Source organism: Aliidiomarina minuta, from assembly GCF_003987145.1.
GTDB lineage: Bacteria > Pseudomonadota > Gammaproteobacteria > Enterobacterales > Alteromonadaceae > Aliidiomarina > Aliidiomarina minuta.
Map to the genome: position 1 here is coordinate 1 of NZ_PIPL01000002.1, position 23,339 is coordinate 23,339.

24 protein-coding genes are annotated in these 23,339 nt (G+C 48.9%); 11 read left to right on the forward strand and 13 right to left on the reverse strand.

Going from position 1 to position 23,339, the window contains the following annotated elements:
* Window positions 1-758: 758 nt before the first annotated feature.
* The 3 genes from CWE09_RS10285 to CWE09_RS10295 are packed head-to-tail and all read left to right on the forward strand — an operon-like array spanning window position 759 to window position 2,331.
* A complete protein-coding gene (locus CWE09_RS10285) occupies window positions 759-1,052 on the forward strand; it encodes a hypothetical protein (RefSeq protein ID WP_126803966.1) in 294 nt (97 codons plus the stop codon).
* A gap of 53 nt (window positions 1,053-1,105) precedes the next feature.
* The gene (locus CWE09_RS10290; RefSeq protein ID WP_126803967.1) at window positions 1,106-1,561 is read left to right on the forward strand and encodes a copper chaperone PCu(A)C; all 456 of its coding nucleotides are present in this window, start codon (window positions 1,106-1,108) and stop codon (window positions 1,559-1,561) included.
* Window positions 1,562-1,614: 53 nt separating this feature from the next.
* Complete coding sequence (locus tag CWE09_RS10295; protein ID WP_126803968.1) at window positions 1,615-2,331, forward strand: TIGR04219 family outer membrane beta-barrel protein; 717 nt, start codon at window positions 1,615-1,617, stop codon at window positions 2,329-2,331.
* Window positions 2,332-2,335: 4 nt separating this feature from the next.
* Here the strand turns inward: CWE09_RS10295 and CWE09_RS10300 are convergent, their stop codons facing one another.
* On the reverse strand, window positions 2,336-3,244 hold the full coding sequence (locus tag CWE09_RS10300; protein WP_126803969.1) for a TIGR03899 family protein: 909 nt from the start codon (window positions 3,242-3,244) through the stop codon (window positions 2,336-2,338).
* A 196-nt stretch (window positions 3,245-3,440) separates the two neighbouring features.
* On the opposite strand from CWE09_RS10300, the gene CWE09_RS10305 reads away from it, so the two are divergent.
* Window positions 3,441-5,654: a GGDEF/EAL domain-containing response regulator gene (locus tag CWE09_RS10305; protein WP_126803970.1), complete on the forward strand. Its 2,214-nt coding sequence runs from the start codon at window positions 3,441-3,443 to the stop codon at window positions 5,652-5,654.
* On the opposite strand, the gene CWE09_RS10310 is transcribed toward CWE09_RS10305, so the two are convergent.
* The 5 genes from CWE09_RS10310 to CWE09_RS10330 form a co-directional block, all read right to left on the reverse strand.
* The gene (locus CWE09_RS10310) at window positions 5,651-6,139 is read right to left on the reverse strand and encodes a DUF3299 domain-containing protein (RefSeq protein ID WP_198679756.1); all 489 of its coding nucleotides are present in this window, start codon (window positions 6,137-6,139) and stop codon (window positions 5,651-5,653) included. The genes CWE09_RS10305 and CWE09_RS10310 overlap by 4 nt on opposite strands.
* The gene (locus CWE09_RS10315) at window positions 6,136-7,455 is read right to left on the reverse strand and encodes an ABC transporter permease (protein ID WP_126803971.1); all 1,320 of its coding nucleotides are present in this window, start codon (window positions 7,453-7,455) and stop codon (window positions 6,136-6,138) included. Before CWE09_RS10315 ends, CWE09_RS10310 begins: the two co-directional genes overlap by 4 nt.
* The gene (locus tag CWE09_RS10320; RefSeq protein WP_126803972.1) at window positions 7,452-8,159 is read right to left on the reverse strand and encodes an ABC transporter ATP-binding protein; all 708 of its coding nucleotides are present in this window, start codon (window positions 8,157-8,159) and stop codon (window positions 7,452-7,454) included. Before CWE09_RS10320 ends, CWE09_RS10315 begins: the two co-directional genes overlap by 4 nt.
* The gene (ppa, locus tag CWE09_RS10325; RefSeq protein ID WP_126803973.1) at window positions 8,156-8,689 is read right to left on the reverse strand and encodes an inorganic diphosphatase; all 534 of its coding nucleotides are present in this window, start codon (window positions 8,687-8,689) and stop codon (window positions 8,156-8,158) included. The genes CWE09_RS10320 and ppa overlap by 4 nt, the downstream gene beginning before the upstream one ends.
* Window positions 8,690-8,799: 110 nt before the next feature.
* Window positions 8,800-9,792 (reverse strand): class 1 fructose-bisphosphatase, encoded by a 993-nt coding sequence (locus CWE09_RS10330; RefSeq protein WP_126803974.1) that lies wholly within the window; start codon window positions 9,790-9,792, stop codon window positions 8,800-8,802.
* Between the two features lie 189 nt (window positions 9,793-9,981).
* On the opposite strand from CWE09_RS10330, the gene mpl reads away from it, so the two are divergent.
* The 6 genes from mpl to panP are packed head-to-tail and all read left to right on the forward strand — an operon-like array spanning window position 9,982 to window position 16,067.
* Entirely contained in the window at window positions 9,982-11,361 is a 1,380-nt protein-coding gene (mpl, locus tag CWE09_RS10335; protein WP_126803975.1) for a UDP-N-acetylmuramate:L-alanyl-gamma-D-glutamyl-meso-diaminopimelate ligase, read from the forward strand.
* Window positions 11,351-11,965, forward strand: coding sequence for a flavin prenyltransferase UbiX (locus tag CWE09_RS10340; RefSeq protein ID WP_126803976.1), 615 nt, complete (start codon window positions 11,351-11,353; stop codon window positions 11,963-11,965). The genes mpl and CWE09_RS10340 overlap by 11 nt, the downstream gene beginning before the upstream one ends.
* A 32-nt stretch (window positions 11,966-11,997) precedes the next feature.
* Entirely contained in the window at window positions 11,998-12,930 is a 933-nt protein-coding gene (locus CWE09_RS10345) for an ABC transporter ATP-binding protein (RefSeq protein WP_126803977.1), read from the forward strand.
* Window position 12,931: 1 nt separating this feature from the next.
* Complete coding sequence (locus CWE09_RS10350; protein WP_126803978.1) at window positions 12,932-13,705, forward strand: ABC transporter permease; 774 nt, start codon at window positions 12,932-12,934, stop codon at window positions 13,703-13,705.
* 9 nt (window positions 13,706-13,714) lie between these two features.
* Entirely contained in the window at window positions 13,715-14,383 is a 669-nt protein-coding gene (gene trmB / locus CWE09_RS10355) for a tRNA (guanine(46)-N(7))-methyltransferase TrmB (RefSeq protein ID WP_126803979.1), read from the forward strand.
* 34 nt (window positions 14,384-14,417) lie between these two features.
* Entirely contained in the window at window positions 14,418-16,067 is a 1,650-nt protein-coding gene (gene panP, locus CWE09_RS10360; protein ID WP_241974358.1) for a pyridoxal-dependent aspartate 1-decarboxylase PanP, read from the forward strand.
* 1 nt (window position 16,068) lies between these two features.
* Here the strand turns inward: panP and panC are convergent, their stop codons facing one another.
* From panC to sfsA, 7 genes are all read right to left on the reverse strand, one after another.
* Window positions 16,069-16,911: a pantoate--beta-alanine ligase gene (gene panC / locus CWE09_RS10365; RefSeq protein ID WP_126803981.1), complete on the reverse strand. Its 843-nt coding sequence runs from the start codon at window positions 16,909-16,911 to the stop codon at window positions 16,069-16,071.
* A 21-nt stretch (window positions 16,912-16,932) separates the two neighbouring features.
* The gene (panB, locus tag CWE09_RS10370) at window positions 16,933-17,727 is read right to left on the reverse strand and encodes a 3-methyl-2-oxobutanoate hydroxymethyltransferase (protein ID WP_126803982.1); all 795 of its coding nucleotides are present in this window, start codon (window positions 17,725-17,727) and stop codon (window positions 16,933-16,935) included.
* 57 nt (window positions 17,728-17,784) lie between these two features.
* Window positions 17,785-18,279, reverse strand: a complete 495-nt coding sequence (folK, locus tag CWE09_RS10375) for a 2-amino-4-hydroxy-6-hydroxymethyldihydropteridine diphosphokinase (protein ID WP_126803983.1) — start codon at window positions 18,277-18,279, stop codon at window positions 17,785-17,787.
* Window positions 18,276-19,652, reverse strand: a complete 1,377-nt coding sequence (gene pcnB, locus CWE09_RS10380) for a polynucleotide adenylyltransferase PcnB (protein WP_420807997.1) — start codon at window positions 19,650-19,652, stop codon at window positions 18,276-18,278. Before pcnB ends, folK begins: the two co-directional genes overlap by 4 nt.
* 139 nt (window positions 19,653-19,791) lie before the next feature.
* Window positions 19,792-20,670, reverse strand: coding sequence for a tRNA glutamyl-Q(34) synthetase GluQRS (gene gluQRS / locus CWE09_RS10385; protein ID WP_126803984.1), 879 nt, complete (start codon window positions 20,668-20,670; stop codon window positions 19,792-19,794).
* Complete coding sequence (gene dksA, locus CWE09_RS10390; protein ID WP_126803985.1) at window positions 20,670-21,122, reverse strand: RNA polymerase-binding protein DksA; 453 nt, start codon at window positions 21,120-21,122, stop codon at window positions 20,670-20,672. Before dksA ends, gluQRS begins: the two co-directional genes overlap by 1 nt.
* 137 nt (window positions 21,123-21,259) lie before the next feature.
* Window positions 21,260-21,964, reverse strand: coding sequence for a DNA/RNA nuclease SfsA (gene sfsA / locus CWE09_RS10395; RefSeq protein WP_126803986.1), 705 nt, complete (start codon window positions 21,962-21,964; stop codon window positions 21,260-21,262).
* 70 nt (window positions 21,965-22,034) lie between these two features.
* Here sfsA and pepB point away from each other — a divergent pair, with 70 nt between their 5' ends.
* A complete protein-coding gene (pepB, locus tag CWE09_RS10400; protein WP_126803987.1) occupies window positions 22,035-23,333 on the forward strand; it encodes an aminopeptidase PepB in 1,299 nt (432 codons plus the stop codon).
* The last annotated feature ends 6 nt before the right edge of the window (window positions 23,334-23,339 follow it).

Sequence of the window (23,339 nt, forward strand, 5' to 3'; positions counted from 1 at the left end):
CCAGATCGCAAATGAATACCCCATCGCGGCCACAACGACATCGCACGGCAGGCATAGCCTGCCCTACGGTGCATCCGATGTATCTGGTCATTTGTGTAGGGCAGGCCGTGCCTGCCGTCCAGGTTGGGTACCACCGCGAAACCCCGCGACGTATCCGATACCCGACAACGACAGCATCGGGGATACCCCAACCACCGCAACGGCAGGTGGAACCTGCCCTACGGTGCAACGTATCCAGACCGCAAATGAATACCGCATCGCGGACACAACGACATCGCACGGCAGGTGGAACCTGCCCTACGGTGCAACGTATCCAGACCGCAAATGAATACCCCATCGCGGCCACAACGACATCGCACGGCAGGCATAGCCTGCCCTACGGTGCATCCGATGTATCTGGTCATTTGTGTAGGGCAGGCCGTGCCTGCCGTCCAGGTTGGGTACCACCGCGAAACCCCGCGACGTATCTGATACCCGACAACCACAGCATTGCCGATACCCCAACCACCGCAACGGCAGGTGGAACGTATCCAGATCGCAAATGAATACCCCATCGCGGCCACAACGACATCGCACGGCAGGCCGAGCCTGCCCTACCATGCGGTTTTAGCTAAAATATGGTCAATTTAGCTAAAAATAGAGATTGATATATTTTTTTAATTTAATTAAGTTTATGAAAATCAATAAGTTAAAATATGGCACGGCAATTGAAAGATAATTGAAAGAATTAATGAAATTAACAATATGAAGGAAAGATCATGCGTTCAATTTTACTTATTACTTTGCTGGTAGCTGCATTATTCTGGTTTGCTCCCGGGATCTTTGCCGCCTCTCTTGCTGGATTGATAACGGTCACGGTTTCAGGTTTTGTGGGACTGTTGATTGTAGGTGGAGTCATGTTGTTCGTTGGGCTGATCTTTGGGAGCGCGTTGATGGCATTTCTGGCCGGAGGTATCACGTTACTCTTTGTCGGCTTCAGTCTCCTCTGGCCGCTACTTATTGCTTTTATTCTTATCTGGCTTTGTACACGAGGGCGTACCCAAAGCGCTTAATTTCGTTTACAGTAGGCACGTATAATACTGAGAAAAGAAAAAGGGAAAATTATATGCGTGCTTTATACCTGATAAGCTTTTGTGTGTTTGCGAGTTTTGCTTCCGCTACCCAGGCTGCGATATCTTTGAATACTGATGACATCTGGTTGCGTGAATCGGTGCCTGGTGCCGAGAACGGGGCGGGTTTCGGTGCTTTGCTTAATCCCTCGAATGAGGATGTCGTGATTGTTGGTGCTTATTCTGAGGTGGCAGGTGACGTAGAAATACATCAGCATGTAAGCCGTAATGGTCAAATGTCGATGGAAGCTATTGAAGCTCTGACAGTGCCAGCAGGAGAGGAAGTAAAGTTACAGCCTGGTGGTTACCATCTTATGTTATTAGGGCTGAAGCAGCGCTTAACAACTGGTGATGAACATGAGATTACGTTGTTGCTTGCATCTGGCGAAGCCATTACTATGATGGCTGAGGTCAAACCGTTAATCGAGGATGCTCATAACGAGCATCATTGAGCGAATTCGCGGTAGAATAGCTGATATTGTTAAGTAGTAAAAAGGAAATAAAAATGAAAAAAGCAGGACTGGTCGCCGTAGCGGCTTTTATGGCAGTGAGCGCAGCTCCGGCAAAAGCGGACTGGATTTTTGGTGTGTACGCTGAAGGCCAATACTGGGCGCCAGAAGCGACAGGGAGTTATGGTTCTCAGGGGAATCAGGTCGATTATGATTTCGAAGATGAGGGGCAGCTGCAATTGGCTGTCGCTTTACATCACCCGATACCTTTATTACCTAACATCAGATTAGAACGGCAAGAGCTGGAAACTACCGGCTTTCGCTCTGGTGCTGATAGTGCTACAGCAACTCAGCATACCGTAGATTTGCAGCATGATACGATAACTCTTTATTATCGCCTTCTGGATAATCGACTGGCTCGCATTCATTTTGGTGTCAGTGCTAAACGTTTCGATGGCTATGTTGGTGAAACCATGTCAGGTAATGGTTATCAAGTAGATGAAACTATTCCGACAGCTTATTTGATGGGTAGTGTTGGCTTGCCGTTTACTGGACTAAGTGCTTATGCACGTGGTCATCTGCTTGCCTTTGATGATAACAAAGTACAGGATATAGAAGCAGGTCTGCAGTATCGCTTGTTTAATACTCCACTTCTGGATGGCAATCTTCAGTTGGGTTATCGTGCTTTTAATCTGGAATTAGATAATGTTGCCGGTTTGTATACTGACTTTGAATTTAAAGGTCCTTTTCTCGGTTTTCAGCTTCATTTTTAATTAATCAGTTTATAGCAATCACAAAATCCCGACTAAAATGCTCCTGAAGCATGTCAATAAACGCCTGCTGCGACTTCGGTGGTAGCAGGCGCAGTAGTTCATCTCCCTGTGCAGTATATTTATGATAGGTAAGAACCAGTCCTCTGGTCTTTGGCGTTAATGTCAGGTTATCTCCGCCAATAGTTAACTGCAGAGGCGCAGTCATCTCCAACTCCCCAGACTCAATAGCTGCCGGATACAGTATACCGAGGTCAGCTAACGCTAGTGTGTCTGGATAACTTAAACCAGCACGTGCCAGGTTTAGATTGACTGGTTTGTTTAAGGTTAACCAGGTAAACAGGCTGGGTCGGCGATAATAGCCAGTAATAATTTTATTGCTTTGATGCCGCGAATCACGGCAGGTAAGCGCTTGACCGCGACGAAATATATCAGCTTCCCGCACCGTAAGTCGTTTTAGAGTTGCTATGGTTTTTAACGAAAAACTCCCTGGGCGCGCGCTTTCTGAGGCCATTATTTTAGCCCACAGTTTCTGCATCGCTGGGGATGAAATGTCTTCTGCTTGTTGCAGGAAGCTATTTAACCAGTCTATGTCGAGTTCATCATTATTAGTTCTGGCAGGTGCGTAATCCAAAGCCAGACCCAGAATTTTTTCCAGGTTGTCCTGACGACGGCGTTCCCGGGTTTGCAGTCGCCTCTGCAAGCGCTCATTTATATTAGAACTGCTTTTCTTACTAAACCCATCCTGTTCAATGCCAAGCGAACGCACGGCTCGCAGAAGCTGTTCGCGACTGGATGAGCCAGGTGGGACCCTCTCTGTATTGGCTGCGCTTTTACTGGAGGGCGCAGCGTGTTTACGTTGTCGGGTTACGCGTGGCGGCGCCTTTACCGAATGGATCCGGCTTACTTCAGACATAAAGTGTCCTTATGCATTAAATTACCTAAGCAATATAGTACAGGCTTATCGTATTGTATCGGCCTGTACTCGCAGGACCTGAATTTATTTCTTTACCTTTGATCTAGTACTACCTTTGAAAGACGAGATAGGCTAGAGTGAAATACTGTAAATCAACAATTAAAATACATATCAGTGGACGGTAAGAATCATAGGCATGAGTAATCATCATAATGATGACCAATTAGTCTTTGCTGACCAGGCGGACAACAGCGACGATTCACAATCAATAATTATCCCATGGGTTATTTTGATTGTTGATGATGAAGAGGAAGTACATTCAGTTACTCGTCTTGTGTTGTCGGGTGTCATCTTGGATGGCCGTCCTCTTGCTTATCTACACGCGTACTCTGCGGCCGAAGCTCTGGAAATATTAAGTCAGCGCGATGATATAGCGTTAACTTTGTTAGACGTCGTGATGGAGACCGACGATGCCGGTTTACGTGCGGTTAAGGCAATACGAGAAGACCTGAACAACGATGAAATTCGTATTGTGCTGCGCACCGGCCAGCCGGGTCAGGCTCCCGAAGAACGGGTTATCATGGAATATGATATTAATGACTATAAAACTAAAACAGAACTTACCCGCAGTAAATTACTGACTACCGTTGTTTCCGCTTTACGTTCCTATCAACAGATCCGAACCATTAATGAAAGCCGTCGGGGGCTTGAAAAGATCGTCAATGCTGCAGCTAACCTGATGGAACGTCACTCGATAAATAACTTTTCGGAAGGAGTAGTTACACAATTAGCATCCCTGCTAGGGCTCGAGCCAGAAGGGTTGTTATGTGTTAAAGCGCCAACTGCAACACAAAACGACGTGATAGTACTTGGTGCGGCCGGACACTTTGCCGATGCCATTCAGCAGCCTATCGAGTATATCAAGGAACGTCGTATTGTGGACGGGGTACGCCGCTGTCTGGAACAGAAAAAACATTTGTATTTACCCAATGCGACCGTTTTTTATATTGACGCTAAAGGTATTGAAGCGGCTGCATATATAGAGTCATCTGAAGTATTGAGACAGGTGGATCATAAGCTTATAGAGATTTTTCTGGCAAATATCGCGATCGGGTTTGAAAATGTTAGTTTGTTCGAAGAGTTACGTACCGCGGCGTATCGTGACCAACTTACCGGACTCGCTAATCGGGCCGAATTTATATCTTTGCTTGAGAAATCATTGCTTAGTTCTGAACCATGGCTGTTTGCTATTAGTGATATAAGCCATTTCTCGGATGTAAATGACGCGTTGGGGCAGGATATTGGTAACGAACTGATTTATGAGGTCGGTAAAAGGTTACGCACGCACTTTCCCGAACCCGCTGTAGTTGCTCGTATTAGTGCGGATGTATTCGGTTTGATCTGTAAGAAGGACGACCTGACTCCAGGGGTCATGCAAAATGCGTTAGTTGAACCTTTTGTGGTGTCTGAGCATAGAATTCCTATTAGCATGACTACCGGGTTCTCGTTACAACATTCAGCAAATGACGGTTTGGATGTACTAAAACAAGCTTATATAGCGTTGAAAAATGCTAAAAATCATCGTCTTGATTCGTACGCTTTTTATCACCCGAGTATGGAAGCTGAAACTCAGCGCCGGTTAGATCTAATCCGTCGTTTGCGTTCGGACTTTCATGCTGAGGTTCTGCAGCTTTGGTATCAGCCACAGGTAGAGCTCAGAAGCGGTCGCTTGGTCGGAGTCGAAGCTTTGCTGCGTTGGCCCCAGGAAGATGGAAGCTTTATTTCGCCTGAGGTGTTTATCCCCTTAGCTGAATATTCGGGTCTTATTCTGGATGTTGGAGCCTGGGTGCTGGAGGAAGCTTGCCGTTCTATGGAGAGTATTCTCGAGGACGTGGACCCTGATTTTCGTATGGCGGTTAATGTGTCTGTGCCGCAGTTCCGGCAGCGAAATTTTGCCAACATGGTTGGAGATATTATGGCCAGATATAATATACCGCGGGGTCGACTGGAGCTGGAAATTACGGAGTCCATTGTGATGGATGATCCCAAGCTGGTGGCTGAGGTACTGCATCAGTTGAAAAGTAAGGGCGTTCGGGTTGCTATTGATGACTTTGGGGTCGGTTTCTCATCGTTAAGCTATGTGCAGCAGTTGCCGCTGGATAAACTGAAAATTGACCGGGCTTTTGTTAAAGCCGCACATACCAACAGTGGTGCGGTCATTATTGAGACTATAGTTAATATGGGTCATCGGCTTGGACTTTCCACACTGGCGGAAGGCATTGAAACTGAAGAACAGGCTCGCTATTTTGAAGAACTCAGAGTTACCGAAGCCCAAGGGTATCTGTATGCCCGTCCTATGCCTCTGCAGGACTTACGGCATCACATTAACAAGTCATCGGCACGGTCTTAGTTAAAATAAGAAACCACTTCAGCTGCATCTATCTGGTAACCCACTACGGCAATATCGCCTTCTTTACGTTCTACTTTGACTGTGCCACTGACCCAGACGGCATCATAAGTCACCGAGTAGGGCACGCCTTCCGGAAAGCTAACGTGGATAATTTGATTAGGTGGCGGCGGCGGTACATGAATACAGGCCCCAAAATAGGGTACTAAAAGAAATTCAGTGACCCGGCGATCATCGCCTTCCAGTTGCACCACGTATCCTGGAATTCTTACTTTATCACCATTCAGCTCTTCAATAACGGGAGCATCGAGCCCGGTCTGAACCTGAGCATCCGGATTTCGGTCATAATAAGAGGGATCTCGCACTGCAGGTGCCTGCCAGTCGTCCGGCTTTAATTCTTTCCATTCAATAGTGCGAAAATCACTGGCGTGAACGCCCATAGTGACAAAGAACGTAAGCGCCGCGCTGAACCAGATAAATAACTTCATAATTTTATAGATAGTCCGTCAGTTAATGAGTGACGATAAGCACGCCATGCAGGCAGGCAGCTAATGATGAACCCAGCTACAAATACCAGGCCTGCTCGCTGCCATTCGGTGCCTGACAGGCCGCCAAGTTCAATCATAATGCCAAAACTGCTTTGTAACCAGGGCATCAGGCTCAACAAAAGCCCATACAGCAGACCGATACCAAGCAGTATGCCGGCGCTGGTAAGCAGCATGGCTTCGCTGACTAAAAGCCCAAATATAGTGCCAGGTCCGGCGCCTAGAGAGCGTAAGACCGCCATTTCCCGACGACGTTCCTGCAAGCTGGCTAATAAAGTGGCTAGCATGCCCATCAGGCCCGTTAGTAAAACAAATCCGGATACGATGGCAAGGGTGCGTTCAAATACGCTTAGTGTTCGCCACAGCTCTTGTAAGGTAGCTCCCGGCATAATTGCGGTCAGGGGTTCCTGAGTCCAGGTATTGATCGCGCGCTGCATGAAAATAGCCCGCGGCTGACTGTGCAAACCAACAAAAAAAGCGCTGATACTGTCCAGTGGTGCTTCCTGCTCATGACTGTGTCTATGCTCGCTATTTTGTTCATGTTCATGTTCATGTCCGTCGTCCTGTTGGGTAGCGCCGCTGAAGTCCGGTTGGTGGTCGTCATGTTCATCTTCATGCTCATGCTGACCATGCAAACGGCCAAGCCCTTCCAGTGGAATATAAAGCGCATGATCTGCGGGGGTACCGGTCGTCTGCATAATGCCAACAATACGCATAGGATCGTCGTCATGCTGATGAAAGCTGACACTGCCGGTGCCATGGGCAATCACAATTTCATCACCTATCGACAGATTATGTCGGCGTGCCGCCTGGCTGCCTACTACCACTTCATCATAATGCTCAAAGGTACCACCCGTGGCGATTTCTAGCGATTGTCGCTGACCGTATTTAAAATGCTCGAAAAAGCTATTAGTAGTGCCTATCACGGGATGACCGCGGTAACTGTCGCCTAAGGCAATGGGTATGCTCCAGGCCACCTGGTCGTGATCGCGCCAGTGAGTGTAACTCTGCCAGCTCACGTTAGCGCTGGGGTTTCCGATATGAAATACAGAAAATAAAAGCAGGTTCACCTGACCACTGCGAGCGCCAACAATAAGGTCGGTGCCGGAAATAGTATTAGCGAAACCGGATCGAGTCTGGTCGCTAACCCGCTCAACACCGAGCAACAACATGACGCTGATAGCGATTGAGAACAGGGTAAGCAAAGCGTTGGTTTTACGGCTCAGCAGACTGGAAAGCGCAAGTTTAATTAAATTCACAGGACAACTCCTGATACAGCATTGATATCCTGCAAGCGCAGCTGTCGCTGAAAGCGCTGCGTCAGGTCAGTATCATGAGTGACAAATATCAGCGTACTGCCCGCCGCCTGGCATTCTTCAAACAGCAGGCTCAGGAAGTCATGGCGGCTGTCGCTGTCCAATGCGGAAGTTGGTTCATCAGCGATGATCAAAGGCGGTGCGCCAATCAGGGCGCGGGCCGCGGCAACGCGCTGCTGTTGACCGACACTTAACTGACTGGCCTTGCGAGAAAAAAGCTCTTCTGGTAAGCCTAAACGCTGTAGCAAACGCTTACTTTCCTGTTCCGGGGTAGTCTGTTTTTGTTGCAGCTGCTGACGGCGGCGGGCAGAAAAGTCGCAAGCCAGCTGCACATTATGTAAGCAGTCCAGATAAGGCAGCAGGTTGAATTGCTGAAAGATGTAACCGATATTATCGGCGCGAAAACGGTCTCGTTGTCGGTTACTCAGAGTTGTCAGGTTTACGCCGTTGATTTCAATCTGCCCCTGAGTCGGGGTATGTACGCCAGCAAGCAAAGAGAGCAGGGTCGACTTGCCGCTGCCACTGGGGCCTTGCAGAATAAGTTGCTCGCCTTGCTGTATGTGCAAGGCAGCAATATTAATAACTGGCGCAGTCTGACCACGCCAGTTAAACGTCAGGTCACTTATTGCGACACTGGTTGTGCTCATTTTTTCTCTTGAGCGCGGGCAAACGAGGACTTCAGCTCTTCTTTTGCAGCCTTAACATCGGCCCAGCCTTCCACTTTAACCCACTTGCCCTTTTCCAGCTCTTTATAGTGCTCGAAGAAGTGGGTGATTTGTGCTTTTAACAGCTCTGGCAGGTCATTCACATCCTGAATATGGTCATATTCTTTAGTCAGTTTGCTGATGGGCACCGCGACTACTTTGGCATCTTCACCGGCTTCATCGCTCATTTGCAGCACGCCCACAGGGCGACAGGTAATTACAGAACCTGGCTGCAGTGGATACGGAGTAGGTACTAAAACGTCAACCGGATCGCCATCCAGAGACAGGGTGTCGTTTACAAAGCCGTAATTGCACGGGTAAAACATGGGCGTTGTCATAAAACGGTCAACCCAGACAGTACCGCTATCTTTATCAACTTCATATTTGATAGGGTCGGCGTTGGCCGGGATTTCGATAATTACGTTAATCTCGTCTGGCAGGTTTTTGCCCGCTGGTACATCGCTTAAGCTCATGATGTTTCCTTTAATTAAGTATGACAACAATCAGGTTTAAATTAGCCGCTTAGTATAGCCTTGCGGCGGTAATGAATAAAAGTCAGACCATAGTCGGTAATTACTTATTTTTACACGTCGAAACGGTCACAGGGTATTTTTTTGTGATAATCGAGGCAGACTTCAACTTCGTTAGATGAACCCATAATCACAGAAACCCGTTCGTGGATATCGGTAGGCTGTAGCGACATAATGCGTTCATAGCCAGTACTGCAACGTCCCCCGGCTTGTTCTACCAGATAACTCATAGGGTTCGCTTCATAGAGCAAACGCAGCTTGCAGGGTTTCTTTTTGTTGCGACAATCGGCTGGGTAGGTAAACAACCCGCCGCGACAGAGAACCCGGTGTACATCGGATACCATAGCCGCGTTCCAGCGCATATTAAAGCGCTTCTTGCGCGGGCCTTCTTCGCCTTGTATCAGGTCTGCAATGTAGCTTTGAATGGGTTTATTCCAAAAACGTGAATTCGACATATTAATGGCAAACTCCCGAGTGTCTTTTGGCACCTTTACTTGATCTACGGTCAGCAAAAATTCACCAACGGTATGATCCAGGGTGTACATACGAACGCCCTGACCGGTAGTGAGGGCTAACATCGCTGAAGGTCCATACAAAATGTAACCCGCTGCGACTTGTTCATCACCGGTCTGCAGGAACATATCTTTGCCTTCGGCGGGATGATCTGGTACTTCCAGAATCGAGAAAATAGTACCCACAGAGCCGTTGATGTCAATATTCGAACTGCCGTCCAGAGGATCATAAGCAACCAGGTACTTCGCATCCGGGTTGCCTTCAACGATATCGTCTTCTTCTTCAGAAGCGACAGCGCGTACCAGATTGGTTTCTAACAGCATGTTTTTAATTAACTGATTAGAGACGACATCCAGCTTTTTCTGGGTTTCACCCTGAATGTTTTCATCCAGAGTCGATCCCAGGGTGCCAGCTAAGCTCCCTTGATGCAGGCGATGGGATATTTCTTTCGCTGCTGTGAGCAGGGTGTTGATCACGGAGATCAGGTGAAGTGGAACATGGTCTTTATTAAGCACCGGAATCAGGCGTTGCATGGTAGTCCTCTTTGTCGGCTGAGTCACGCGTTCAGACGCGCAATAGTTTACCTGAAAAGCAGTGAAGATGCGCCCCTGTCAGTTGACTTTATGTCTATTTTAGTCGCAATTGGAGCGTTGAGCTGCTGTAGCAGTGGGATATTAGGTGTTACACTGAGGCGGTTTTAGGGCCACGAGTTACAGACATCTATGCATATTCATATTCTTGGTATTTGCGGTACCTTCATGGGGGGCATCGCGGCTATTGCGCGGGAGCTCGGACATCGGGTAACCGGCAGTGATCGTAATGTGTATCCACCTATGAGCACTCAGCTTGAGAATATGGGCATTGAGATTAATCAGGATGACGATCTGACACAGCTGGAGCCTGCCCCTGATTTGGTTATTATCGGCAATGCGATGAGCCGGGGACACCCCTTAGTCGAAGCTGTGCTGAATGCGCGGTTGCCTTATACCTCGGGTCCGGCCTGGCTGGGAGAACAGGTGTTACGGCATAAATGGGTACTGGCAGTAGCAGGTACTCATGGTAAAACCACCACAGCCAGCATGCTCGCGCATATTCTGCAAAGCGCGGATATGCAGCCGGGTTTTCTGATAGGTGGCGTGTTGCCCGTTTTTGGTTGCTCAGCGCGACTGACAGAGAGTCCTTTTTTCATTATTGAAGCAGACGAATACGATACCGCTTTTTTTGATAAGCGTTCCAAGTTTGTTCATTACTACCCCGACACGCTGGCTTTGAATAACCTGGAATTCGATCATGCCGATATTTTTCCTGACCTGGCGGCTATTCAAAGGCAGTTTCATCATCTGGTACGCACGGTTCCGGGCACCGGGTGTGTATTGGCTCCTGCAGATGACAGCGCACTGCAGGAAGTACTGCGGGAAGGCTGCTGGAGTGAGCTGCAGTGGTTAAATGAAGCTAAGCAGGGCTGGTCGTTGAGCCAGAGCTCGCCGGATGGTTGCGCTTTTAACGTCAACTTTAAAGGCGAACTTAAAGGTCGGGTTGAATGGGCCCTGTTAGGACAGCACAATATGGCCAATGCACTGATGGCAATTGCGGCGGCGCAGCATGCCGGTGTGCCAGCAACAATGGCGGTACAGGCCCTGAATACTTTTGCCGCGCCCAAACGACGTCTTGAACTTTATGCCGAGGTTGCGGGTATTAAAGTCTATGATGACTTTGCCCATCATCCGACCGCTATGCAAAGCACTTTACAGGGATTGCGTGCTCATGTTGGGCAGCAGCTTATACTTGCGGTAATTGAACCTGGCTCGAACACCATGCGACAAGGCGTTCATAAAGCAACCCTGGCACCGGCTCTGAAACTGGCAGATCAGGTTTACGCTTATGATAACGGTCGCTTAGAATGGTCGCTGCAAGACATTAGCGAGCATCTACAGCAGCCGTGGCACATTTCTGGTGCTGTGGATGAGCTGGTGCAGATGATCGCCCGGCAGGCAGCTTCGGGTTGCCACGTATTGCTAATGAGCAACAGTAGTTTTGGTGGTTTGCGCGAAAAATTACAGGCGACTTTAATTCAGATGCATGGAGATATGGATGCGAAATAACAGTGTGACCCTGGCCATTACAGGTGCATCCGGCGCACCTTATGCTCTGCGTTTATTGGAAAACCTGATTGCTCAACGGCAACAGGTATTTTTGCTTATGTCGAGCGCCGCACGAGTGGTCTTTGCGACCGAAGAAGATATGCAAATACCCGCGTCACCCCAGGCGATGACAGAGTTTTTCTGCCAGCGTTTTAAGGTCAGTGATGATCAATTGAAAGTCTTTGGCAAAGAAGAATGGTTTTCCCCGGTTGCTTCGGGTTCTGCTGCGCCTGGCCGCATGGTGGTGTGCCCCTGTTCAACAGGAACCCTTTCCGCGATTGCTGTGGGCGCTAGTGACAACTTGATAGAACGTGCTGCTGATGTGGTGTTGAAAGAGCGCGGACAGCTTATATTAGTGCCGCGGGAAATGCCTTTGAGCACCATTCATCTGAAAAACATGCTGAGCCTGAGCGAAATGGGCGCCACTATTATGCCGGCCGCCCCTGGATTTTATCATCAACCTCAGTCCATCGACGACCTGGTAGATTTTGTGGTCGCCCGCATTCTTGATCATCTGGAACTCGAACAAAACCTGGTTCCACGTTGGGGTTATGGTAAACCTTAATTTTCTGAATTCGTAGTAAGGAGTCTTAAGTAATGGCAAAAGCGCTTGAAATCAGCGGTTTGAAAAAAACTTACCGGGGCGGTCTGGAAGCCTTGAAAGGGCTGGATCTGACTGTTAACCAGGGCGACTTTTACGCCTTGCTGGGGCCTAATGGAGCGGGTAAGTCCACTACCATTGGTGTTATCTCTTCGCTGGTGAATAAAAGTGAAGGTAAAGTACGGGTGTTTGATTATGATCTGGATACACAACTGGCGGATGTGAAACGTCATATTGGTCTGGTTCCCCAGGAGTTTAACTTTAACCAGTTTGAAACCGTGCTCCAGATAGTGGTTAACCAGGCGGGTTATTACGGGGTCTCACGTACACTGGCTAAAGAGCGTGCTGAGAAATATCTGTCTCAGCTTGGTCTCTGGGATAAACGCAATGAACCCGCTCGCACCCTTTCCGGGGGCATGAAACGTCGCCTGATGATCGCCCGCGCGTTATTACATGAACCTAAATTACTGATACTGGATGAACCGACTGCGGGCGTGGACATTGAATTACGCCGTTCAATGTGGGAATACCTGACACTGATTAATCAGCAGGGCATTACTATCATTCTGACCACGCATTATCTGGAAGAAGCAGAAACCCTGTGTCGCACTATTGGCATTATCGATAAAGGCCGCATTATTGAAAACACCACTATGAAGAGCCTGCTTAGCAAATTGAATATTGAAACTTTTATTCTGGATTTAGCAGTGTATGAAAGCGGCCCAACTCTGGAAGGTTTTAAAATGCGTGAGCTGGACAACCACACTATCGAAGTGGATGTCCCTAAAGAAAGAGGCCTGAATAAAGTATTCACGCAGTTAACTGAGCAGGGTTTTAAAGTGCTCTCGATGCGCAACAAATCGAACCGGCTGGAAGAATTATTTGTGGATCTGGTAGAACAGGGCCGTACTCAGAAGGAGTCTGTGTAGCATGAGCAATCCAATGAATCTGACCGCATTAAAAACCATATGGATTAAAGAATGCACCCGCTTTTTACGTATCTGGGTGCAAACCCTGGTGCCTCCCGCTATTACGATGACGCTGTATTTTGTGATTTTCGGCAACCTGATTGGTGAGCGTATCGGTGAGATGGGCGGTGTCAGCTATATGGAGTTCATTGTGCCTGGCCTGATCATGATGTCGGTGATAACCAACGCATACTCCAATGTTGCTGCTTCCTTTTTCAGCGCCAAATTTCAGCGTAATATCGAGGAAATGCTGGTCGCCCCGGTATCTACGATGACTATTATTTTAGGTTACGTAGGCGGTGGTGTGGCTCGAGCCTTGATAGTTGCAGTGGTGGTGACTGTGGTATCGAGCTTTTTTGTGCCACTCAATATTCAGCATTTTTGGTTAATTGTGGTAACGGTAGTGCTGACCGCTACTTTGTTTGCTCTGGGTGGTCTGCTGAATGCTATTTTTGCCAAGACCTTTGATGATATCTCCATCATACCAACCTTCATCCTGACACCTCTAACGTATCTGGGCGGTGTTTTCTATTCCATTACGCTGCTACCTGATTTCTGGCAGTGGGTGTCACAGGCCAATCCTATTATTTATATGGTCAATGCCTTCCGTTATGGCTTTATTGGCGTCTCTGATATTAACGCCTATTTCGCGCTTGGTGTTCTGGTCGTATTTAACCTGATTTTCCTGGGTATCGCCTGGTTACTGCTTGAACGCGGTACGGGCATTCGTAGCTAAGGGGCGGACATGGATTATCAGTCGCGGGCTATTGATAGCAACCAGGAGGGTGTGCATGAGGAGCTGGAAAGCCATGTGCGTAAGTACCTGCAGACCAGTTTCCGTAAACCAATAGCTGAACATAGTCAGCAGGCCTTTGACCGGGTTCAGGAAGAAGTCACCCAATGGCAGGGACCTGTTGTTCTGGACTCCTGTTGTGGGGTTGGCGAAAGTACTCTGCACCTGGCTGGCGAACACGCTGACGCGCTGGTAATAGGAGTGGATAAATCAGCCCACCGGCTGGCAAAAAATACAGCCTATCGGCAGGGCGAACTGGGCCAGCGTTGCTTATTAGTAAGGGCTGACCTGAATGATTTCTGGCGTCTGGCAGCCCAGGCCAGCTGGCCATTAACGCATCACTATATTTTATATCCAAATCCCTGGCCGAAACACAAACATCTGGGGCGGCGCTGGCATGGCGGGGCACTGTTCCCGCAGATACTGGCATTGGGTGGGAAACTGGAAGTGCGCAGCAACTGGCGCTTGTACGTTGAGGAGTTTCAGGTGGCGTTGCAAATTGCCGGTCAGCAGTCAGTCATAAAGCAATTGCCTAATGAGCATTCCCCTATTACGCCTTTTGAACGCAAATATCAGGCAACAGACCAGCCGTTGTGGCAGTTACAAAGTAACTTGTGCTAAAGTCTGCGCCCATGCAAATTCGAGGAGATGTCTTTTGAGCAATTCGTCTGCGGCTGACGTCAGCCTGGATGCCCTGTATCGGATTTTTACAATCCCTGAGGCTCCTGATTCAACGCTGGGAAGAATTGAGCGTCACTTATCCGAAAACCTGGCGGGTTTTCTAAGTGATCACATTGTAGCGAAAGAAAAACCTCTGCATGAAATTGAAGAGGATTTTGCTGACAGCGAAATTCCCGAGCAGCCAACCTTTGTTTCTGAGCACACCGACGAATTACTGAATAAACTGGTCGCCCATTCGGTGCATACTGCATCCCCTCGTTTTATTGGCCATATGACGTCAGCCTTGCCGTACTTCCTTTTGCCGCTGGCAAAACTAATGGTGGGGCTGAATCAGAACCTGGTTAAGATAGAAACCTCGAAAGCTTTCACTCCGCTCGAGCGTCAGGTACTGGGTATGATGCACCACCTGGTATATGGCGAGCAGGAAAAGTTTTATCAACACTGGATGCACAGTGCTGAACATTCGCTGGGTGCATTCTGTTCTGGCGGTACCGTAGCCAATATTACAGCGCTCTGGGTTGCCCGTAATAAGTTGTTTGCTGCGCAACCGGGCTTTGCTGGGGTTGCGACCGAAGGACTGGCTGCAGGCTTGCAGCATTACGGTTATAAAAAAGCCTGTGTAATGGTTTCTGAGCGCGGTCATTACTCGTTATCTAAAGCCGCCGATGTGCTGGGTATTGGCCGGGCTAATCTGGTGGCAATTGCTACCGACAAAAACAATCGCATGGATATAGAAGCGTTACGTAAAGGCTGCCAGCAAATAGCGGACGAAGGTGGCCGGGTAATGGCACTTGTAGGCATTGCGGGCACTACTGAAACTGGTCATATAGACCCCTTGGAAAAAATGGCGGATGTGGCTGCTGAGATTGGCGCCCATTTTCATGTAGATGCTGCCTGGGGTGGCGCGACCTTGTTGTCGTCCACGCATCGTGGCTTATTGCAGGGTATCGAAAGAGCGGACAGCGTCACTATTGATGCGCATAAGCAAATGTATGTGCCTATGGGCGCTGGCATGGTGTTGTTTCGTGACCCGGCACTGGTGCATGCCATTGAGCACCACGCGGAGTATGTTATTCGCCGTGGCTCTAAAGATTTGGGCAGTCATACGATGGAAGGTTCGCGTCCGGGCATGGCGATGCTGGTGTATTCAGCGCTGCATGTTATGGGCCGTCGGGGCTATCAGTTACTCATTGATCAGAGCATTGATAAGGCTCAGGCATTTTCGGCGTTAATCCATCAGCAGCCAGACTTTGAAGTGGTTACTGAACCTGAGCTTTGTTTACTGACTTATCGTTATGTACCGGCGGATATTAAGGAAGTTCTGGCTAACGCTAATGAAGAGCAGATGAACCGTATTACTCCAATCCTCAATCAGCTGACAAAACACGTGCAAAAAAGCCAGCGCGAAAGTGGTAATGCTTTTGTGTCGCGAACCAAGTTAACTCCGCATCAGTATTTTCACCAGCCGAGCACCGTATTTCGTACCGTACTGGCGAACCCGCTTACCACCATGCAGATGCTCAGCGAAATTCTCGAGGAGCAGCGTGAGATCGGTGAAAACGCCCCGCATACTTTGCACGCGTTATATGCAGAGGCGCGGGACTGTGGTTTATTGAGCGGTTGAATTAACAGAGCAGGTTGTCGATAAGCCGGGTGTTCCCCAGTTTAGCTGCCGCCAGTATGACCAGCTCAGTCTGGATGTTTTCTGCTGGCTGCAGGTCCTCGCGCCGACGAATACTGAAATACTCGACATTAAGCCCGGCACTTTGAATGACTTTGCTGGCATCAGCTTCCAGCTGGTGCAGATTATTTTTCCCCTGCCTTATCTGTTGCGCGGTTCGTTGTAACTGTTGATAGATGACCGCGGCCGTTTGTTTTTGTTGCTCTGTCAGATAGCCGTTACGTGAACTTTTAGCCAGACCATTCGCTTCGCGTTCGGTGGCTACACCATGCACTATGAGTGGTATCGATAAGTCCTGCACCATAAGGCGAATTACCTGTAACTGCTGGAAGTCTTTCTCTCCAAATACTGCATGTTCAGGCTGAACCATGTTGAACAACTTGCATACAATAGTGGCCACGCCCCGGAAATGGCCTTTACGACTGGCGCCGCACAATATATCGGAGATCCCCGGCACCTCGACCAGGGTTTGCTGCTTCAGGCCGCGCGGGTAAATATCCTGATTATTTGGTGTCAGCACCACTTCCACCCCGAGTTCCTGCAAAGCGCGCATATCCTCTACCAGGGTCCGTGGGTAATTGTCGAGGTCCTCGTTAGCAGCAAATTGCATGGGGTTAACATAAATACTGACAATCACTCTGTCAGCCAGCTCACGGGCTTTTTTGACCAGTTTGAGGTGACCACTGTGTAAGTTGCCCATAGTTGGCACCAGGGCTACACTGAGGCCTTGCTGACGCCATTCCTGACGTACCTTACGTAATTCATCGAGATTGCTTATCTGTTGCATAGTCAGCTCCTGTGTCTTTAGTTAACCGAAGGAGTGCTCAGCATCAGGAAAGCGACCGCTTTTAACTTCTTCTATATAGGTCTGTATGGCAGAGCGGACGTCGCCGCTTTGTTGCAGATAATTTTTGGCAAACTTAGGCAGGTAATTCGCAGTTAAGCCAAGCATGTCGTGCATCACCAGAATCTGACCATCGGTATCAGCACCGGCACCTATGCCAATGACTGGCATATTAACGGCTTCTGAAACTGCTTTGCCAAGGGCATTCGGAATGCATTCAACCACCAATAGCTGGGCACCCGCCTGCTCCAGCTGGCTGGCCTGTTTAATTAAGGCGTCTGCCTGATGCTGTTCCCGGCCCTGCACTTTATAGCCGCCAATAACATTAACGGACTGGGGCAATAAACCCAGGTGCGCACAGACAGGAATACCTCGGGTGTGTAACGCTTTGACGGTTTCTATTAACCACTCGCCGCCTTCCAGTTTCACCATATTGGCCCCGGCGCGCATCAGTTCAGCAGCATTCTGGCAGGCATCGGCTGGTGTTGAATAACTCATAAACGGCATATCAGCAACTACAAAGGCTTCTTTGGCACCATTGCGTACGGCACGCGTGTGATAAGCAATGTCTGCCACGCTTACCGGAACCGTAGAATCTTGTCCCTGCAAGACCATGCCGAGAGAGTCACCGACCAGCATTAGATCAATGCCACACTCGGCAAACAAGTGTGAGAAGCTGGCATCATAAGCAGTTATCGCGGTGATTTTATCGCCGCTTTGTTTTTGTTTGAACAGCTTAGCTATGGTGTTTTTAGCCATGAGTATTGACCCGGTTTAAAGTGCTTAAAACAGCATTGTAACCGGAGATGCGCAGGGTTAATAGTCTGTAGCAGGGGCGATTTTTTGCAACCCGTTCAGGGCAACTCGCTGGCAGGCCTGTGCAACCGGGGTTCCATCGGGCAACATCAGGTCGGGAGCAATTTCCGCCAAAGGATAAAGCACAAATTCACGTTCATGCAGACCGGGGTGGGGCACTGTTAACTGAGGTAAAGAGAGCTGTAGTTGGTCTATGAGCAGAATATCTACATCGAGAGTGCGGGGCCCCCAGTGTTGTTTTCGCTCGCGCCCGGCCAGAGTTTCGATGCTTTGGGTAAGGTTCAGTAACTCCAGGGGTTGCAGGTTAGTTTCAATGAGCACTACCGCATTGACATAGTCGGGTTGATCCTGAGGTCCCATAGGTTTACTGGCATACAGTGAAGAGCTGCGCAGAACCTGAATGGCCGGGCTTGCCTGCAATGCCTTCACCGCATTCTGTATTTGCTGCAGCGGCTTTTGCAGGTTGGCACCCAGCCCCAGATAACACAAGGTCATGATTTGTCTTTGGCTGGACCTGTGTCTTTCGGGCCCGACTTGCGTCTTGGACGCCGACGTTTACGTGGTGCGGTGCTTTGTCCCGGCGCGCCAGGTGGATTATGTCCCGTTTCTTTGCCACGTTGAAACTCGGTCCAGAAATCAGCCAGTTCCTGTAAATCGGGGCGTTGTTCTATTTTGGCGCGCAATAGCAGAAAGTCATAACCAGCGCGGAATTTAGGATGACCTAATAAGCGTTCGGCACGGCGTGGTGCAGTTTGCTGCAAGCGCAATTGCAGTAGCCAGATATCGCGTGCAGGTAAGCTAAAGCGTTTGGGGATGGAAATGCTCTGGGCCTGTTTGCCAACCACATCAGCGGCCGCAATCTGGAAGGCATCGTATTCGGGTAAGCCGCCGTCCTGGGTCAGTTCTTCTGCGCGCGATACTACGGGATACCATAATATAGCTGCAAACAAATAAGCAGGGGTAACCCCTTTGCCATTGTTCAGGCGATTATCGGTGTCGATAAAAAGTTGGTACAACATACGGTATTCGTTGCTGTCTTCCTGCTTAAGTGCAGTTTTAATCTGCGGGAAGAAATAGTTAAATAGGCCCAGTTCCTGCAAGCTGACAAAATTAGCTACCGCTTTACCGTTCATAAAGAGTTTCAAAAACTCTTCAAATAACCGGGCAGGTGGGATATTGCCTAGTAAATGAGCCAGTCCTTTAATCGGAGCTCTGGAGTTTTCTTCAATGCGTAGTCCAAGTTTGGTCGCAAAACGCACGGCCCGTAACATGCGCACCGGGTCTTCGCGGTAACGAGTTTCCGGGTCACCGATTAAGCGCACGATACCCGCTTCGAGGTCACTCACGCCATTGGCGAAATCGTGGATACTGAAGTCAGCTATGGAGTAATACATCGCGTTAATAGTAAAGTCACGACGCTCAGCATCTTCTTTAATGCTGCCATAGACGTTGTCCCGTAACAGCAAACCTTCTTTATTTTGTTTGCTGGTATTCAGGTTTGCATCATCATCTTCTTCAGGATGGTGGCCGCGGAACGTGGCAACTTCAATGATATCGCGGCCAAAGACAATATGGGCCAGGCGAAAACGGCGGCCAATTAACCGACAGTTGCGAAAAAGAGCTTTAATTTGTTCTGGGCTGGCATTGGTAACGACATCGAAATCTTTGGGCTCAACGCCAAGCAACAGATCGCGGACACAGCCGCCTACCAGGTAGGCCTCATAATTATTATTATGCAGGCGATAAAGTACTTTCAGAGCATGCTCTGAAATGGATGTACGGGAAATATTATGTTTGTCCCGTGGAATAATAATAGGCTCAGCTAAGGTAGCGCGCTGAGAATCCTGATTACTATCATTATTCGGCATGACCTGACGGGCAAACTGTACCAAACGCTTAATAATGGCCAGACTCCAGATTTAAAAGGTATTGTGAGTTAAAAATTGGCGCCGATCATATACTAAGTCGCCGCCAATGAGAATCTAACGACCAAACTTTCAACGATTTTTATCGATTCAGTTGACTCCAGGCTTCAATAGCCCAGGCCAGAATATTATCACAAGGGGCTTTTTTTAGCTCATTTGGCAAGGTCAGGTTCAAATGGGCAAGCGCCTGTTCCAGGTTATCGCTTGCCCGGTTACTGTCCAGTGCGGGCGCATGGTTCTGCTTACTGAGCTTAAGCCCGTCAGTGCCTGTGACTAAAGGCAGATGCATAAGTTGAGGCAAGGAAGTGTTTTTTAAGTCCCCCGGAGTCTGAGCTAACACCTGCCACAAAGTTAGCTGCCAGGCGGAAGGAGTTAATAAATCCGCTCCCCGCACAATATGCGTAATGCCCTGGCGCATGTCATCCACCACGACAGCAAGCTGATAGGCCCATAAGCCATCGCGTCGGCGAACAACAAAGTCTTCGTTGGCAAAACCTGTTTCGACCATCACCTGATGTTTAATGCGGTCGTAAAAAGAAGTCACAGGATTATCATTTTTTAAGCGAATCGCAGCGCCCTCGGCGGCAACCTGGCGTTCGCGACAATAACCGGTGTAAAAAGGGGCCCGGGCTTTTATTTGTTTACGGGTGCAATCGCAGTAATACAGATGTTCGCTTTGCCACAGGTTTTCCAATGCATGTTGATAATAAGCATGGTGTTGGCTTTGGTAGCTGACCTGCTGGTCCCAGTGCAAGTGATGTGCTTCCAGCTGGGAACAAATAGCATCAGCCGCACCGCTAACTTGCCGGGGGGGATCTATATCTTCGATGCGTAACAGCCATTCGCCTTGTTTCGCCCGTGCATCCAGATAACTGCCAAGAGCAGCCACTAAAGATCCAGCGTGTAACGGACCTGAAGGAGAGGGGGCAAAACGCCCCCGATATGTATCAGGCTGAGCCATTAAGCTCCTTTCATTTGCTTCTCACGGATTTCAGCAAGGCTCTTACAATCAATGCATAAATCCGCAGTAGGACGAGCTTCTAAACGCTGAATACCAATTTCGATACCACAGGATTCACAGTAACCGAAGTCGTCGCGTTCAATCAACTGAAGGGTTTTCTCGATTTTTTTGATCAGTTTACGTTCCCGATCGCGGGTTCGCAATTCAATAGCAAACTCTTCTTCCTGAGCCGCTCTATCGACAGGATCAGCATGGTTGTTGGCTTCTTCTTTCAAATGACCAACGGTGCGATCCACTTCCTGCCGTAACTGATTACGCCAGGTTTCCAGAATCTTTTTGAAATGGGCCAGCTGGGCCTCATTCATGTACTCTTCGTCAGCTTTTTGCTGATAGGGTTCTAAGCCTGCTTGCGCGAGAATACCGTGCGCTTTTCTTTCCTTCGTGGCGGCCATAAATCTCTCCTCTGTGAGGCAATGCACCCTGTTTACTTCAAAGTTGGCTATGTATACCAGAATAAAAATTGCCATGCAATTCTGTATGCCGGGCCTTTATATAGGGCCTATGGATGAGCTTTTCAAGCTTTTTTTATTTATAAATGCACTGTTAACTCTGCTCCAGGAGTGATTTCCTGCGCATTGATGTTGCAACGAATAGCCCGCAGCTCAACGCCCTCTGCAGCTGCCTTAATACAAAGATCAGCGTATTCAGGATCAATATGTCGAGCAGGTCGAACCTCCTGAATAGCGCTGTGGGCTACTACAAACAAGAGCATGGCGCGGTGGCCCTGCTGGCGCATGAGCATAAGTTCACGTACATGTTTTCTGGCCCGCACACTAACCGCGTCAGGAAAAAAACCGGTGCCGCTTTCATTCAGGGTGACGCTTTTTACCTCAATGTAGCAATCCGGTTCGCCGGGGCTGTGCAGCAGGAAATCTATTCTGCTTTTCTCATCACCGTAACGGACCTCCCGGCGTATCTGCTGATAGTTACTGAGGCTAGGTATTTTCTGTTGGCGAACGGCTTCTTCAGCAATCTGATTAGCATGCTGAGTATTGATCACTATCCAGTTCTGCTGCGTATCTGTGGCCAGCTCCCAGGTGTTTGGGTATTTACGCTTAGGATTATCAGACTGGCTGTACCATACTGTAAAGTCAGGTTCGGCACAGCCGGTCATGGCACCGGTATTCGGGCAGTGGATGGTCAGCAAAGGCTGCTCAGGCGTGCTAATATCGGCCAGAAATCTTTTATGACGACGTTGTAAACGTCCTTTTTTGAGTGGCGGTTGAAATTGCATTGCAAATGAGTTTCCCGTTACAGTCATGGATACAGAAGTAGCAACAGCAACATACGTGGAGAGAAATAACATGTCTAGCGCAATACAGGTCGAGTTAACTCAGGATCAGATGCCACCGGCGTATAAAGAAAAAGGCAGCAGCTTTTTTGCCGGTGACGGAATGAAAATCAACGCCGACAGTGATGAAACCTCTTTGTTGCGAAATATCCAGCAGGCAGGTCGCAAGCTGGATCAGGCCGGAATCAGAACGATAGAGGCAGTCGGTGCCGGTTGGACACTGGAACGCCAATGGGCATTATCACAGGGTTTTTCTGACAGTCTGAATAAAAACGAAATGCGCTGGAATAGCGATGATATGGGAGTGGCTGAGCAGCTGCAGGCTATGTACACCACAGTGAGCTGGGCTCGCGAACTGGTTAACCTGCCACCACAGGACATTTATCCTGAATCTCTCTGCACCCGGGTTATTGATAAGCTGAAAGAAGTAGGTGGCGAGCAGGTTAGTTATCGCTTACTGCGTGAAGAAGAGCTGCTGAATGAAGGCTGGATGGGCATTCATACGGTAGGCCGGGCCAGTATTAACAAGCCGACCATGCTGCAGCTTGATTTTAACCCCACGGGCAACGATGACGCCGAAGTTGATGTAGCTTTGATAGGCAAAGGTATTACCTTTGACAGCGGTGGTTATAGTCTGAAATCAAGCGAAGGCATGATTGCGATGAAGTGCGATATGGGCGGTGCGGCAACGGTCGCTGGCGCATTAGCACTGGCTATTCAGCGTGGGCTTAACAAACGCGTTAAATTAATTCTTTGTTGTGCAGAAAACCTGGTCGATGGAACCGCGTTTAAACTGGGCGATATTATTACTTACAAAGATGGTCAGACGGTAGAAATATTCAATACCGATGCTGAAGGTCGCCTGGTCTTAGCTGATGGTTTATTAGCGGCTGGCGAAATGGGCGCGAAACGTATTATCGATGCGGCAACCTTAACCGGTGCTGCGCAGGTAGCAGTAGGCCAGGAGTATAATGCACTGTTCAGCGTGGATGATGCATACAGTGCCCAGGCAATGGAATCAGCCATGCAGGAAAATGAGCCTTTATGGCGTTTGCCATTGGCTGACTGGCATCAGTTCCAGTGTCCCTCTGCATTTGCTGATACTGCAAACAGCCGTCCCATGAAAGGTGGTGGTACCGGTGGGGCCAGCAATGCTGCCGGATTTTTATTGCGTTTTGCTCCTAATAAAGGCGCTAACTGGCTGCACTTTGATCTGGCCGCCGCATACCGCAAGCAGGGCGATCAGTTCTGGAATACGGGCGCTACGGGCCTGGGTATCCGTACTATCGCGCGTACCCTGTCTCAGGACTAAGCACAG